This window comes from Flagellimonas sp. ABD4_174, from assembly GCF_056160185.1.
Genome location: NZ_JBSWWP010000001.1, coordinates 1,937,355 through 1,952,636, shown reverse-complemented (window position 1 = coordinate 1,952,636; position 15,282 = coordinate 1,937,355). Strand labels below are relative to the sequence as shown.

Below are 15,282 nucleotides of genomic sequence, written 5' to 3'. Positions count from 1 at the left end.
ATGAACATCTATATCGATGGAGAAACAAAATTTTAATTATACTATTTAAAAATGTTGGCGGCATCACACCAAATATTGGAACAGATCAGGTTTATTGTTAAGATAATCCCCAAAAAAATTGTTGCTTTTCATCCGTTGAATCAAAGGCTCCAAATCATCTGGTGATTTTAGTTCCACCCCAACAATGGCTGGGGCATTTTCCCTGCTCGATTTTTTGGAGTATTCAAAATGCGTGATGTCGTCATCTGGACCTAAAATATTGACAACAAATTCCTTTAGCGCACCAGGTCGCTGAGGGAACCTCACAATAAAATAATGCTTTAGTTGGGCATAGAGTAAAGCCCTTTCTTTAATTTCGGCAGTACGGGTAATATCGTTATTGCTTCCGCTCACCACACAAACCACATTTTTGCCCCTTATTTCTTCCTTAAAAAAGTCCAATGCAGCAATGGTGAGTGCTCCAGCGGGTTCTACAACAATAGCATCCCTATTGTAAAGATCTAATATAGTCTGGCATACTTTCCCTTCGGGAACGGTTACCATTTTGTGCAGATATTCTTTGCAAATGGGATATGTCAGCGAACCGACTTTCTGGACCGCTGCCCCATCGATGAACTTATCGATGTTTTCAAGTTCCACCAATTCCCCTTTTTCAATGGATTGGAGCATGGACGGTGCCCCTTCGGGCTCCACTCCTATTATTTTGGTATTGGGCGACAATGCTTGGAACGTACCACAAAGTCCCGATGCCAATCCTCCGCCGCCAACGGCCACAAAAACATAATCGATCGGCTCGCTGGTTTGCTGTAAAATCTCCAGGCCCACAGTTGCCTGCCCCTCGATGGTTTTTTCATCATCAAACGGATGGACAAAGGTTTTGCCTTTTTGTTTGCAGAAAAATTCAGCTGCCTTTTTGGAATCGTCAAAGGTATCCCCTTCCAGGACCACATCTACCCACTCCCCTCCAAACATCTTGGTCTGGTCTATTTTTTGTTTTGGGGTCACCACCGGCATATAAATAGTCCCTTTTACTTTTAAATGACTACAGGCAAAGGCAACGCCCTGAGCGTGGTTCCCTGCACTGGCACAGACCACACCACTATCCAGTTGTTTTTTACTTAGGGAGCTAATTTTATTGTACGCACCACGGATTTTGTAACTGCGTACTCTGTGAAGGTCTTCGCGTTTAAGAAAAATATTGGCCCCATAAGCTTTGGAATAGCGGATACTTCGTTGCAATGGCGTTTCCTCCGCCACTTGGGCAATGGTCTTCGCTGCTTGGTAAATATCCGCTATTTGCGGAAAATATGTTTCCACAGTTTTGCTCATGGGACCAAAGGTTTTTATCCGATCGGCTTCATCGCCGTCATCGATGCACGCAATCTGGAGCCAACCACTTCCACATCGTGCTCACGGATAGCTTTGTTTACGGCTATCAATCTTACGTTGTCAACACCATTATCTTTGCCTTCACCAAAATGCTTACCAATGATATCAGTCTCCACTTTCTTCATAAAATCGGTCAAAAGCGGCTTACATGCATGATCGAACAAATAACAACCGTACTCCGCCGTATCAGAGATTACACGGTTCATTTCGAACAATTTCTTTCTTGCAATCGTGTTGGCAATCAATGGCGTCTCGTGCAAAGATTCGTAATAAGCAGACTCGCCAATAATTCCGGATTCGGTCATGGTCTCATAGGCCAATTCCACACCAGATTTTACAAAAGCCACCATCAAGACCCCATTATCGTAATATTCTTGCTCGGAGATGTCCATATCGCCTGCCGGTGTTTTTTCAAAAGCGGTCTCACCAGTGGCAGCCCTCCAATCCAATAGGTTTTTGTCTCCATTGGCCCAATCTTCCATCATGGTTTTGGAAAAATGTCCGCTCATAATGTCATCCATATGTTTTTGGAACAAGGGACGCATGATCTCTTTCAACTCTTCTGCCAAATCAAAAGCTTTGATTTTAGCTGGATTGGACAAACGGTCCATCATATTGGTAATTCCTCCTTGTTTCAATCCTTCTGTAATGGTTTCCCATCCGTATTGAATCAATTTGGATGCATAGGCTTCATCGATACCTTTTTCAACCATTTTATTGAAAGAAAGGATAGATCCTGTCTGTAACAAACCACAAAGAATGGTCTGCTCACCCATCAGATCCGACTTTACTTCCGCCACAAATGATGATTCAAGAACTCCCGCTTTATCTCCACCTGTTCCTGCAGCATAGGCTTTGGCTTGTTCCAAACCTTTTCCTTCCGGATCGTTTTCTGGATGAACGGCGATCAGGGTCGGTACACCAAAACCTCTTTTGTACTCTTCACGCACCTCGGAACCTGGACTTTTGGGCGCCACCATGATCACGGTAAGGTCCTCACGAATTTGCATTCCTTCTTCCACAATGTTAAAACCGTGGGAATAGGACAAGGTCGCTCCTTTCTTCATTAAGGGCATAACAGTGCTCACCACATTGGTGTGTTGCTTGTCCGGAGTAAGATTGATGACCAAATCGGCTGTTGGAATCAACTCTTCATAAGTTCCCACCACAAAATTGTTCTCAACGGCATTTTTATAGGATTGTCTTTGTTCTTTGATAGCCGCTGGACGTAGGGCATACGAAATATCCAATCCAGAGTCGCGCATGTTCAACCCCTGGTTCAGTCCCTGGGCGCCACATCCAACAATTACAATTTTCTTTCCTTTTAGTGCGGTAACACCATCAGCGAACTCGCTGGAGTCCATAAATCTACATTTTCCCAATTGGATCAATTGTTCGCGAAGTGATAGTGAATTAAAGTAATTTGCCATTTTTGATATTTGATTTTATCTATTTAGTTTTCTTGAAATTCCTGTAGCATTTCGGTTATCGGCATGGTTGCTTTGGTCACTGTTATCCTGCCCGATCTAACAAACTGCATTATACCGTATGGTTCAAGCGCATCGTACATTTCGTCGATTTCGTGTCTACGACCTGTTTTGGCCAAGGCAAAAAATTCACGATTAACCGTTACGATCTGCGCATTGCTCTCTTTGATAATATTCTGAATCTGACGCTCATCGAACAGCAAATGCGAAGCGATTTTAAACAAGGCGGATTCTTGATAAATAGTTTCATCATCGGTATGATAGTATGCCTTGATGACCTCAATCTGTTTCTCGATTTGACCAACAATCTTTCGTGTCCAATCCTCGGTGGTAAAAACTACAATCGTGAATTTGGAAACACCTTCAATTTCTGATTTTGAAACATTTAGGCTCTCTATATTAATATGTCGCTTTAAGAATATCCCGGATATCCTATTGAGCAATCCCACATGATTTTCGGAATACACCGAAATGGTATACCATTGTTTTTCCATAGTGTTTTGTATGCTAAAGCCCTTAAGACAACCCTTTAGGTTTTCAATCAAGGGCTATCTGTATTTATTTTAATCTGATGTCGGAAACGGACGCCCCTGATGGAATCATAGGAAATACGTTATCCTCTTTTTCCACTTTCACTTCCAAAAAGTATGGGTCCTTGGATGCCATCATTTCTTGTACTGCATCTTGAAGGTCGCCCCTTTCGGTCACTCTTCTTGATTTGATATGGTATCCTTCCGCAATTTTCACAAAATCCGGGTTGGTCATAACCGTGGAGGCGTACCTCTTATCAAAGAAAAGTTCTTGCCACTGACGTACCATCCCTAGGTGGTCGTTGTTCAATACCACAATTTTAACGGGTACATTATGTTGGAAAATAACACCAAGCTCTTGAATGGTCATCTGGTACCCTCCATCTCCGATAATAGCGACCACTTCGCGGTCCATGGCTCCCATTTTGGCGCCAATGGCCGCTGGAAGACCAAACCCCATGGTTCCCAGTCCTCCGGAAGTAATATTGCTTTTGGATTGTTTGAACTTGGCATAGCGACAAGCAATCATCTGGTGCTGCCCTACATCGGAAACAATCACCGCTTTTTGCGCGGAAGCCACATTTATCTGTTCAATAACCTCGCCCATGGTAAGACCTTCTTTGGTCGGATGAATATCCTTTTTGATCAAGGTATCGTATTCGATTTTATGAAGCTTATCAAATTCAGCTTTCCAGTCAGCATGCTCTTTATTTTCCAGTAAGGGCAAAATATTTTCCAATGTTTCTTTGGCATTGCCCAGAACTGCAACATCTACCTTTACATTTTTGTTCACTTCGGCCGGATCTATCTCAAAATGCACAATTTTGGCTTGCTTTGCGTAGGTATCCAGATTTCCGGTTACCCTATCATCAAAACGCATTCCTATGGCTACAAGCAAATCGCATTCGTTGGTAAGGATATTGGGCGCATAGTTACCGTGCATACCCACCATACCCACGTTTAAAGGGTGTTCGGTATCCATCGCGGATAGGCCCAATATGGTCCATGCAGTAGGAATCCCTGTTTTTTCCACAAAAGCCTTTAGTTGGGCTTCGGCCTCACCTAAAATAACACCTTGTCCAAATACAATAAACGGTTTTTTGGCATTGTTGATCAATTCCGCTGCTTTCTCCAGACTGTTTGGTTCTGGCTTGGGCACAGGTTTATAGCTTCTTACTTTGGTACATTTTTCGTAAACAAAATCCAGCTCATCGAACTGTGCGTTTTTAGTGATATCGACCAATACAGGTCCGGGCCTTCCGGATTTTGCTATGTAAAATGCCTTGGCTATAATTTCTGGGATTTCTTCCACTTTTGTAATCTGATAGTTCCATTTGGTCACAGGAGTTGATATCCCAACAATATCGGTTTCTTGAAAAGCATCGGAACCCAATAAGTGTCTCGGCACTTGTCCGGTGATGCAGACCATTGGTGTTGAATCTATCTGAGCATCTGCCAAACCCGTTACCAAATTGGTGGCACCAGGTCCCGACGTTGCCATGGCCACACCCACCTTACCGGTTACCCGGGCATAGCCTTGCGCCGCATGTGTAGCGCCTTGCTCGTGACGAGTGAGAATATGGGTGAGTTTGTCTTGGAACTTATATAATTCGTCGTAAACCGGCATAATGGCCCCTCCCGGGTATCCATAGATCAAATCCACACCTTCCGCCAGCAAACAATGGATAATGGCTTCTGCTCCCGTAATCCGCATTGTCTCCTTATTTTGATTCTTCTTTTTCTGTGCTTTTAATGTTTCCATAAGCATGTTATTGGGGATTTCTTCCCTATAGTATTAAAACATATCGGTAACACAGCCTTTAGCTGCAGACGATACCGTTTTTGCATATTTGTACAAACTGCCCGACTTTACTTTTAGTTCGGGTTGTTTCCATTCTTTTCTTCGCTGCTCCAGCTCTTCATCGGAGATGTTGATGTTGATGGTGTTCTTAACCGCATCAATGGTGATTTCGTCTCCGTCTTTTACCAAGGCAATTCCACCACCAACTTGAGCTTCTGGTGAAACATGCCCTACCACAAATCCGTGAGAGCCTCCGGAGAACCTGCCATCGGTGATCAAGGCCACATCCTTTCCAAGGCCGGCGCCCATAATGGCAGAAGTGGGTTTCAGCATCTCTGGCATTCCGGGAGCTCCTTTTGGGCCCTCGTAACGAATAACCACTACATCTCCTTTTTGAACTTTTCCATTGTGAATACCTTCATTTACATCAGCCTCACTATCAAAAACACGTGCGGTTCCAGTAAATTCCAGCCCCTCTTTGCCTGTGATTTTGGCTACCGCTCCTTCAGATGCCAGGTTTCCGTACAAAACTCGTATATGTCCCGTATCCTTAATGGGCTGTTCTTTTTTTCTAATAATATCCTGTCCTTCGGCCAAATCTGGAGCATCCAACAGATTTTCGGCCAAGGTTTTCCCTGTAACCGTAATACAATCACCATGAAGCATACCTTCTTTCAACATATACTTTAATACCGCTGGAACTCCTCCCACCTTATGCAAGTCTTCCATCAAGTATTTTCCACTAGGTTTTAGATCGGCCAGTAATGGGGTTGACTCACTTATTTTTGTAATGTCTTCCAAGGTAAAATCAACTTCTGCAGCGTGTGCAATGGCCATAAAATGAAGTACTGCATTGGTTGACCCGCCAAGTACCGTAACCAACCTAAAGGCGTTTTCCAAGGATTTTTTTGTCACAATATCCCTTGGTTTTATATCTTCCTTGAGCAAATGGTACAATGCAGCACCAGAGGCTTCACAATCTGCTTGTTTTTTATCGTTCACCGCTGGAATGGAAGAATTAAAAGGCATTGACATCCCCATAGCCTCAATAGCCGACGCCATGGTATTTGCGGTGTACATTCCTCCACAAGCTCCGGCACCCGGACATGCTTTATGGATGACCTCTTTGTATTCTTTTTCGTCTATAGCACCTGCGACCTTTTGTCCGTAAGCCTCGAATGCAGAAATAATATCTAGCTTTTTGTTATTGTGGCATCCTGGTGCAATGGTTCCCCCGTATACCAAAATGGATGGACGATTCAATCGTAATTGGGCCATTAGGGCGCCCGGCATATTTTTATCGCAACCAACCACAGTTACCAGGCCATCGTAGCTCATGGCATGGATCACGGTTTCAATGGAATCTGCAATAATATCTCTTGAGGGCAATGAGTAACGCATTCCGGGAGTGCCATTGGATATTCCATCACTCACCCCGATCGTATTGAAGACAAGTCCCACTAAATTGGAGGACTCGACACCCTTTTTTACATCGAGGGCCAAATCGTTAAGATGCATATTACAAGGGTTTCCCTCGTATCCTGTGCTGGCAATTCCGATTAAGGGTTTTTGAAGATCATTATCCGTTAGACCTATGGCATGTAACATGGCCTGTGCTGCTGGCAACGTTGGGTCTTGGGTTACTTTTTTGCTAAACTTGTTCAATTCCATTATCAAATATTCATTCAAACACGGTATTCTTCTTAATTTATACCGAATTTCAAAGATAAATGTTTAAAAAGCCCTAGATTTTTAACAGTTGTGCACTGTTCAAATCCACTGGAAACATAATAAACTTAATTATCTTATTATCAGATTTTTAGACTGATTAAAAATCCAACATTCAATTAATTTTATTGGAAATAAAAAAGGCCTGTATCGTGTGGGATACAGGCCTTTTTCAGTCAATAGCAAGTCTGTATCACCCCGTTCTTGGAACAATAATGACAGCTACGATGACTTGGTTATTTCTTTTCATACGCCAATGGTACAAAAAATTATGATGAATTTGATATCGATACAAGTTTATATTCGGAGAATTTAAAAACGATATTTAATTGATGCCAATATATACCTTGGCAAAAGTTTGATTTGTGTACTTGTGGTTGAGTATTCATCAATATTTAAAATTGTAAAATTCCTTTGATTGGCCAAGTTATTACCTGTTACTTGATATGAAAATTTCGAATTTTGAGGTGCGTAATGCAAATCGAAGTCCGTACTAAAATATGTAGCATTTGGCATTTTGTAATATTTATTGGAAAAAGATCCTGAAATTTCTTTGTTTAGTTTCAACAATAAATTTGTTGACAGATTAATCCAATTAGAATAAGACACTATACCCTTGTAATTGGACTCAGTCCAATTGACATTTAAATCCAAATCAAGGTTTAATGGGAATTCAAAATATGTTGTACCAGAAACATTGATACCTTTAGAAAACAACTCAAGGTTTGAAAAATTACTTGCATTCAGTTTATACGGAAGATTGGACCAATTGATATTCGCTCCTAAATTGGATGAAAAATTCATTTTTTTAAAATAGGAGGTGTAATCCAAGGTAGTAGTGAAATTAGCCCCCCCTTTTACCAATTCATATCTATTAAGAATAATAGATTCATCAATCTGAACATTTTGAGCATACTCTGCTTCATTTTTTTTGAATTTTGTTCTTACAGTTACTTGCTGCGTCTTGAGTTTATTACCTATTTGATAATGAAAGCCAAATAGGTTCTTTCTGGGCACAGCGATAAAATCACCGCCCTTTTTAAAGGATTGGTAACCCGTGAGTTGAAAATTCATCAGAAAATAGTCTGGCAATGGTTCGGTATAATCTCTTTGATAGTCCAGACCAAAACTTCCAATTGACATATTTCTGACACGGAATATGATTTTCGGAACCAACATCCATTTAGAGAAAAAAGATTGAGCGAAATTTATGTCCAAATGTTCAAGTGAGAAATCTGTTTTTATTCTAAGATGTTCAGATATATCAAAAGAAGAATTGAATGATGCTTGAAATTTATTGGAATCAAATGTGATATGATTTTCCAATGAATCAATATTTGTAGACAGATGATTTTGGTTGAAAATGAATTGATTCTCTCTAGCTACTTTTTTTCTCTGATACCCAAATTCCAATGATTGTTTATGTTTTTTTTGATTGAAAACCAATTTGGATATAACCCCATATATTTTAGAAAAGTCATCAGATACATGATGTACCTCCCCTACTTTGCCCTCCGCTATTAGATTATATAAAGTAGGTGAAATCAATCGTCCATTCTGCTCTATGGATTGAACACCAAAATATGCGTAGTTGTGCACTAGGTGTTTATTCCATAGAAGGTGACTCGAATCAAAATGGTTGTAAAAAGAAACATCATCGTTCGCCAAATCCTGTTGAATGTTGTTCCCATTGAACATATTCAGGGCTTCAGAATATTGCGGGCTGGAATTAAACTTTATAAGATTTTTGTAATAACCATTTTCTCTTGGATAATATTGTAGCTCTACCTCACCGGTTGCATTGGATTTTTCAAAGAGTGAATTTTGATTCTCAGTATATCGAACAAGTTCTTGTCCTGTACTGAATAGCGTCTCTTTGAAAATCATTTGGTCTTCAATGTCATTGGCCAAAATACCCGTACCTCTAATTTTCAATTTAGAATTGAGATTGGACACAAAACTTATTGAATTTAGAGATGCATCATTCAAAACAATGTCTTTTTCATCCATTTGATCAATTCGAACTGGTGCAACATCATAGATTGGCGACAAAGAAGATTCCACCCTCTTTTCTTGAACCAATGTGTTAATGTTTATTGTTTTGGTAGCATTCCCCGATTGACCAGTGGCAATCTGTCCAAGATTGTTGTAGTCTCCCAAATAGAAGAATTTTACCTTCTTTTTAATCAATCCAATATTTGCTGAAGATTTGATTCTATCTTTATTTCCTAAGCCAAGGCTCACATTACCAAACCAAACATTTTTGTACTCATCCCTTAAAATTAAATTTAAAGCTACATTTTCTGATTCTGTGACTTTTGATACAACTGGATTGGATTCAAATTGATCAATAATCTCCACCTCCCCCAAGATCTTGGCGTCTAAATTCTTTGAAAGCACCTTATATTTGTCATCAAATAAATCATCACCTTCCACGAGTAATTTGCTAATAAACCTACCATGTGCCTTTATAGAGCCATCTTGAAGTATTTCTATTCCAGGTAAGTCGCGCAGGACATCTTCTATTGTCTGTTCCGTGCCGTCTCTGAAGGAATCCACGTCAATCTTAGTGACATTACCTGTTCTGTATATTTTTTCATTTGGTTCCAATGTTACCTCATCTAAATGCTCCACTTTTTCGTTCAAAACAAAAGTGACTTGGTATTTGGATTTATTGGGCTCTATAGTAATCAGGTGGCGGCTTGTTTCTAACCCTAAACCTGAAGCGATGATCAATACTTTGGAAGGAATATCTTTTGGAAGGTCTATGCTAAAAAAACCATGATTGTTGGTAAAACCATACACCAAAATTTTTTCTTGTTCATTGGCAACAACAATATTTGCCCCTACTACAGGGTCCTTATTGAAATCGAGAACATGCCCCGAAATCCGTTCTTGCGAGTAAAGAGGTAAAGAAAATAAAAAAAGAGAAACTGCAAGTGTTAAGGTCCGCAACGAATGAAGCTTAATTTTCGAAAGATTCTATATAGACATCACTAAAGACAGGTCTTTTTGGAGTGCCTCCCCCATAACGCTCAGACATTATTACCGTTTTATTGTATGCTCTTTCCAAACTTTCAACCAGCATATCTTTGAATTCATGTATCGTCATCCAACCTTGGGAATCATTGGAAGTTCTTTGCACTTTCGAAATAGGGGTTTGGTTGTTTGTAGGAAACTCCAAGCTTTTTAAATAAATAAACATTTCTTTTCTATCATCATAAGCTTCTACGATTAAACCTGGAAGACCTTGCAATTTCCAAGGCCCATAAGGTAAAGGTATGTCACGGACGTACCACGCAGTATAGGTTCTTCCCCTAAACTTGCCTGTTGCTTTGAATGCTTTTATATTACCTATTTTCTTGGTTTCATCGATTAACTTCCATTCTATTCTGGGGCGGGATTCAGCAACATAAATGTTGCCTTTAAACCTTTGACTCCACCACAAAGAATCGGATTCCCTGTTAAAATAAACCTGTTTTCCGTATCGGAAAGTATTTGAGCCACCTGTATAAACAGTTGTTTGCCCATCGGAACCGGTTACCATAGTGGTTTCATTTACTGAGGATTCCAAAGAGTCCTTAGCTGTAACATAATAAGACTCATTTTCATCAAAAACCAAATATGCGTTTAAATCAGGACCTGCAGCACTCCTCATTCCTGGACTTTCAATATGACCATAATAAACCAAGCCTTTACTTTGTGACCACCCTTGGGCCGAAAAAAATAATATGACAAAAAATATAAAATACTTCATAAGAAAAATAACAAGCTTAAAAAAACAACGCGCTTTTTAAACCGGCGCGTTGTATCTATTGTTGCACCTTAAACTAATCACACATAGATGTTGCCATTTCCAGTACATCTCCCATGGTATAGTCAAGGTTATAAAAATAACCAGCATATACGCCGTCACAATAAACATGGATTTTCGGGTAAAAAAAGTTGTCTTCTGGTTTATCAGAATTTAGTGATGCGAAGCTATTCATAGATAAAAGTCCAATCACTCCAATTAACAGTAATTTTCTCATAATGTTTGTTAAAATATTCCTTACAAGCTTAATGAACTTGTGAGAATATTCAGGAGTAGAATTGATGGACACCTCATTTGGATTGACGAGTGCCAGAAACCAATTGACGGATGACCTGAAAAGGATGAGAAAAAAGTATAAAAAGGGTTGGTAATCAAATTAGCCAAGCTTAAACCTCAATTCATCACCGTATTTCTTTTGGGCCAAAATGGAGATGGACGTTTCTGAAAGTTGCAAAATACGCGGGTAGCCACCCGTGGTTTGACCATCCTTCATTAAAATGATCATACGCCCTGCAGGGGTCAACTGAATGGTTCCCGGTAAAGTTCCGGAAGTCAATATGGAATGTGAATGTCCAGCAATCAATTCGGCAAGCTGATAGGCCATTCGGTTGTTTTCCTTGGAAACCCTAAAGGTTCTTGTGAAAATATCGGCAAGTTGTGTATCGGACAACAAGGAAAACTCCGGTCCTTTAAACACCTTTAAGGTGCCTAGGCCAAATAGCTCTTCAATTTTGACCCCAGAAATTTTAGGGGTATAGTTTTGAGTGGCTTCGTAGGGTATTTCATCACCATCTTTTATTCTACCCATTTTTGTAACTGGATAAAAAAATGAGCGGCTATTTAGTACTTTTCCGGTCTTAAACCCTCCTTTGATGGCCAAATATCCCCTAAAACCTGTTTCGAGTCGCCCATAAGACAATATGTCTCCCTCTTTTACCTTGATTACGGTATAATTTTCCACGGGTTCATTGTTCAAAGTGGCCATTATTTGTGCGCCGGACAAACTTATATAGGTGTCGTAATTGAATTGAAGCGTGGGTCCTGTCATGGTAATTTCCATAACGGCATCGTTTTCTTCATTGTCCAACAAAAGATTGGCTTTTTTTACCGATTCGCTATCCATTGCTCCAGCTACCGGCACACCTATATCGCGATACCCAAACCTGCCAAGGTCTTGGATGCTCGAATAAAGTCCTGCTTTTAGCACCTTAAGCATTGAGAGCAATTTTTTCCGGTTTATAAATACCTACCTCCCCTTCTATTTTATGAAGTTTATGCTCTGCCTCGGAAATACTCGTAAATCGAATTTTATCCCCCACATTTATAAAACAAGGGGTTGACTTATCGGGGTCAAAAAGGTTCACCGGACAGTTTCCTAAAATGTTCCAACCGCCGGGAGACTCCTGAGGATAAATTCCCGTTTGTTTGCCCGCTAATCCAACAGCCCCTTTCTCGACCTTTAGTCTCGGTTCGGCGCGTCGTGGTATTTCCAAAGTTGATGGCAGTCCTCCCAAATACATGAATCCGGGCAAAAAACCAATGCCATACACCACATACTCATGCGAAGTGTGCTGCTTGATCAATTCGTCGGTGGATAGGTTCAAAGTTCTCGCGACTGTTTCCATATCCAGGCCAAACTCAAGATCGTAGCACACCGGCAGTGTCCATAAATGCTGAATGCGTTGGGTCTTGGACTTTGTTTGATTTTTACGGCACTCTTGGATTACGGCCTTGGTTTCATCAAAATCCACCGGACCAAAATTGTACACCATAGTAACGGAATTGTAGGCTACGGACATTTCCCAGCCAAGAATGCCCTTTTCCTTAAAGGCATCCATAAAATCCAGGATATCGGCCAGAATGGCTTCGTTTACCTCTTTGGGCCATTCCACTAAAATGGCTCGCTCTCCAAAGGGTTTGATGCTTATGGGGTAACTTTTCATGAGTTTAGGTGTACCTGGTTTTGGGGTAATTTTTCTGAAAGATACATCAATATTTTCAAGGCAGAAACCGTATCACCATGAACGCAAAATGTTTTGGCCTGAATATGATGCCTTTCTTCCTCTATGGTAAGAACCTCTTGTTTTTTGATCATGGGCAATATATGCGCCAATACCGCTTCGGGATTTTCGATGAGGGCATTGTTCTCTTTTCTGGAAACCAAGGATAGGTCGCGATTGTAATTCCTGTCGGCAAAAGCCTCAAACCAAATTTTAAAACCGCGTTCTTCTCCAATTTTTGCTATTACCGAATCAAAGGGAACATAGAGTATTGCGCTATCTTTATAACCATCAATGGCACTCAAAAATACATTTGCCAAATCCTCGTCCTTTGCAGTTTGATTATATAGTGCTCCATGGGCCTTAATATGATGTAAAGAAACGTTCTGCTGTTTTAAAACCTCATCAAAGTCCGCCAATTGTTTTTTAATACTTTTTGATAACTCATGGTTTGAAATATGCATCACTTCCCTTCCAAAATTTATTCTGTCCGGGTAAGATGGATGTGAACCTACCTTAACATGATGCCGTTTGGCCAAAGCAACCACATGCCCCATGGTTTCACTGTCCCCAGCATGTCCGCCGCAGGCAATATTGCAGGAACTTATAAAAGGAAGAATGTCCGCCTCATTGCCTACTCCTTCACCTACATCACAATTGATATCTATGGTAAAATGATCCATTTACAACAAACCTATTACTTTTAAAATACTTTTTGCACCGAGAAAAATGGCAAAAGCGACGATTGCGATACCAAACACATTTTGAATAACAGAATTTTGGTGTTCTCCCATCACCGATTTTTTGTTCACAATCCATAAAAGCAACAAGGCCATTACGGGCAATAAAATACCGTTGGCAATCTGTGCAAACTGAATAACTTCGATGGGTTTTATATCAAACGAAAGGAAGACTATTCCGCACAGCACAATACTTCCCCATACCATTTTAAACTTTTTGTTCTGCATTCCACCTTCCCAACCAAAACAACTACTGGCCACATAGGCTGCGGCCAAAGGTGCCGTTATGGCGGATGTTATACCAGCGGCCAAGAGCCCAGCTGCCATAAACAAAAATGCCATTTTACCAAACAAGGGCTCCAGTGCCAATGCCATGTCCAAGGCATTGTTTATATCGGAAATGGGTGCCGCAGAGGCGGTTATCAAAATGGCTATGGAAACCAACCCTCCTAATCCAATGGACACTATGGTATCCCAATTCACAGCTTTTAAATCGGATTTGTTTTTCCATTTCTCCTTTACCAAAGATGCGTGCAAGAATAGGTTGTAGGGAACCACCGTTGTGCCTACCAAAGCTATCACGGTCAATAGCCCATCTTCCGGTAATCTGGGCACGAACATGCCTTTTAATATTCCATAAATCGATGGTTTTGTTATAATGGCGCAAACCACAAAGCTCACACCCATGATCCCCACCAGGCCCACAAATATTCTTTCCAATGTTTTATAACCGCTAAACCACAATAGCAAAAAAATGATGCCTCCAATAAATGCGGGTAAAAATGGTTTTAATTGTGGCTGGGGCAATAGCTGCTCCAACCCAAGGGTAGCACCTCCAATATTTCCTGCTTCGTAGGCCGCATTTCCAATTAAAATGGCCCCCAAGACAATAATTATTACCATATTCTTGACCCACTGTGTTTTTAATTCGGACCTAACCACATCCACCAGTCCGTTCTGGGTAACAAGCCCTATTCTACCGGCCATTCCCTGTAAAACAATGGTTGCAATAATGGAGACCACCAAAGCCCAGATTAGTGCATAGCCAAAACGGGCTCCCGCCAAAGTACACATGGTAATGGTCCCAGGTCCGACAAAGGCGGCCGCGACCAAAACACCTGGCCCAATTTTTTTAAACATTATATTCTTTTTTTGAAGCCTTCAATTTAATAGGATAAATGGACAAATCGTGCATTTCATCCAAAAAAGCGTATTTCATCTAAAAGTGGGGTGCGGTACATCGATTTTTTATACTATTTCAACTTTCTGAAAGTTATAATAGTCCCAAATCATACTTAGACTTAAACCTGACAAAAACTTATGACATGTAAGGATTGCGGCAAAACTATTGGCCCCCAACAATATAAGGCATCCAAAGACTCTCTTGGCATTACACTTTGCGAAAGACACTCAAAGCTAATCAAGAGGGTAATACTGGATAACAACACCCCGCTTGAGGCTATACACCTATTTTATGCATTAAAGGAGGCCGGGGTCCATCCCATGTTGGAATGGTGGGACGGTAAAAAATCCGTGGACATTGCCATTTCGCGAGTTAAGCTCAATATAGAGATCGACAAAGATTACAACATGATAACCCATGAACAGGCCATAAATGATCTTGAAGATGCCATGCATTCCTTTAAAAATGGATTTACCACAGTCAGGATACCCCATTTGGCCATTAAATATTATTTGGACGAAACCGTAGAAAATATTTTGGGAATCATTTCTGGACTAAAAGCCAATATTAAAGCCATTTAGCCTATTGTAGATTTTACCTTTTCAATTTT

Annotated in this window: 12 protein-coding genes; 1 reads left to right on the top strand and 11 read right to left on the bottom strand. The window is 40.6% G+C overall.

The genetic code is table 11. The annotated features are described in order from the left end of the window. Positions 1–63: 63 nt before the first annotated feature. From ilvA to ACXAFK_RS08515, 11 genes are all read right to left on the bottom strand, one after another. Positions 64–1,329, bottom strand: a complete 1,266-nt coding sequence (gene ilvA / locus ACXAFK_RS08565) for a threonine ammonia-lyase (RefSeq protein WP_474957452.1) — start codon at positions 1,327–1,329, stop codon at positions 64–66. Positions 1,330–1,343: 14 nt separating this feature from the next. Further along, complete coding sequence (ilvC, locus tag ACXAFK_RS08560) at positions 1,344–2,819, bottom strand: ketol-acid reductoisomerase (protein ID WP_474957451.1); 1,476 nt, start codon at positions 2,817–2,819, stop codon at positions 1,344–1,346. 23 nt (positions 2,820–2,842) lie between these two features. Beyond that, positions 2,843–3,370, bottom strand: a complete 528-nt coding sequence (ilvN, locus tag ACXAFK_RS08555) for an acetolactate synthase small subunit (protein WP_224836800.1) — start codon at positions 3,368–3,370, stop codon at positions 2,843–2,845. 64 nt (positions 3,371–3,434) lie between these two features. Beyond that, positions 3,435–5,168 carry a biosynthetic-type acetolactate synthase large subunit gene (gene ilvB, locus ACXAFK_RS08550; protein ID WP_474957450.1) on the bottom strand — a complete coding sequence of 578 codons (1,734 nt, stop codon included), beginning with the start codon at positions 5,166–5,168 and terminating at the stop codon, positions 3,435–3,437. 33 nt (positions 5,169–5,201) lie between these two features. Next, positions 5,202–6,878, bottom strand: coding sequence for a dihydroxy-acid dehydratase (gene ilvD / locus ACXAFK_RS08545; protein WP_252079852.1), 1,677 nt, complete (start codon positions 6,876–6,878; stop codon positions 5,202–5,204). 369 nt (positions 6,879–7,247) lie between these two features. Beyond that, a complete protein-coding gene (locus ACXAFK_RS08540; RefSeq protein ID WP_474957449.1) occupies positions 7,248–9,890 on the bottom strand; it encodes a carboxypeptidase-like regulatory domain-containing protein in 2,643 nt (880 codons plus the stop codon). 10 nt (positions 9,891–9,900) lie between these two features. Continuing rightward, positions 9,901–10,692, bottom strand: coding sequence for a GLPGLI family protein (locus tag ACXAFK_RS08535; protein ID WP_474957448.1), 792 nt, complete (start codon positions 10,690–10,692; stop codon positions 9,901–9,903). Between the two features lie 433 nt (positions 10,693–11,125). Beyond that, the gene (locus tag ACXAFK_RS08530; protein WP_474957447.1) at positions 11,126–11,965 is read right to left on the bottom strand and encodes a 5-oxoprolinase subunit C family protein; all 840 of its coding nucleotides are present in this window, start codon (positions 11,963–11,965) and stop codon (positions 11,126–11,128) included. After that, the gene (gene pxpB, locus ACXAFK_RS08525; RefSeq protein WP_474957446.1) at positions 11,958–12,692 is read right to left on the bottom strand and encodes a 5-oxoprolinase subunit PxpB; all 735 of its coding nucleotides are present in this window, start codon (positions 12,690–12,692) and stop codon (positions 11,958–11,960) included. The genes ACXAFK_RS08530 and pxpB overlap by 8 nt, the downstream gene beginning before the upstream one ends. Next, a complete protein-coding gene (gene pxpA, locus ACXAFK_RS08520; RefSeq protein WP_474957445.1) occupies positions 12,689–13,432 on the bottom strand; it encodes a 5-oxoprolinase subunit PxpA in 744 nt (247 codons plus the stop codon). The genes pxpB and pxpA overlap by 4 nt, the downstream gene beginning before the upstream one ends. Continuing rightward, positions 13,433–14,629 carry an Nramp family divalent metal transporter gene (locus ACXAFK_RS08515; protein WP_474957444.1) on the bottom strand — a complete coding sequence of 399 codons (1,197 nt, stop codon included), beginning with the start codon at positions 14,627–14,629 and terminating at the stop codon, positions 13,433–13,435. Between the two features lie 180 nt (positions 14,630–14,809). On the opposite strand from ACXAFK_RS08515, the gene ACXAFK_RS08510 reads away from it, so the two are divergent. After that, positions 14,810–15,253 carry a hypothetical protein gene (locus tag ACXAFK_RS08510; RefSeq protein ID WP_224836793.1) on the top strand — a complete coding sequence of 148 codons (444 nt, stop codon included), beginning with the start codon at positions 14,810–14,812 and terminating at the stop codon, positions 15,251–15,253. Positions 15,254–15,282 lie beyond the last annotated feature (29 nt).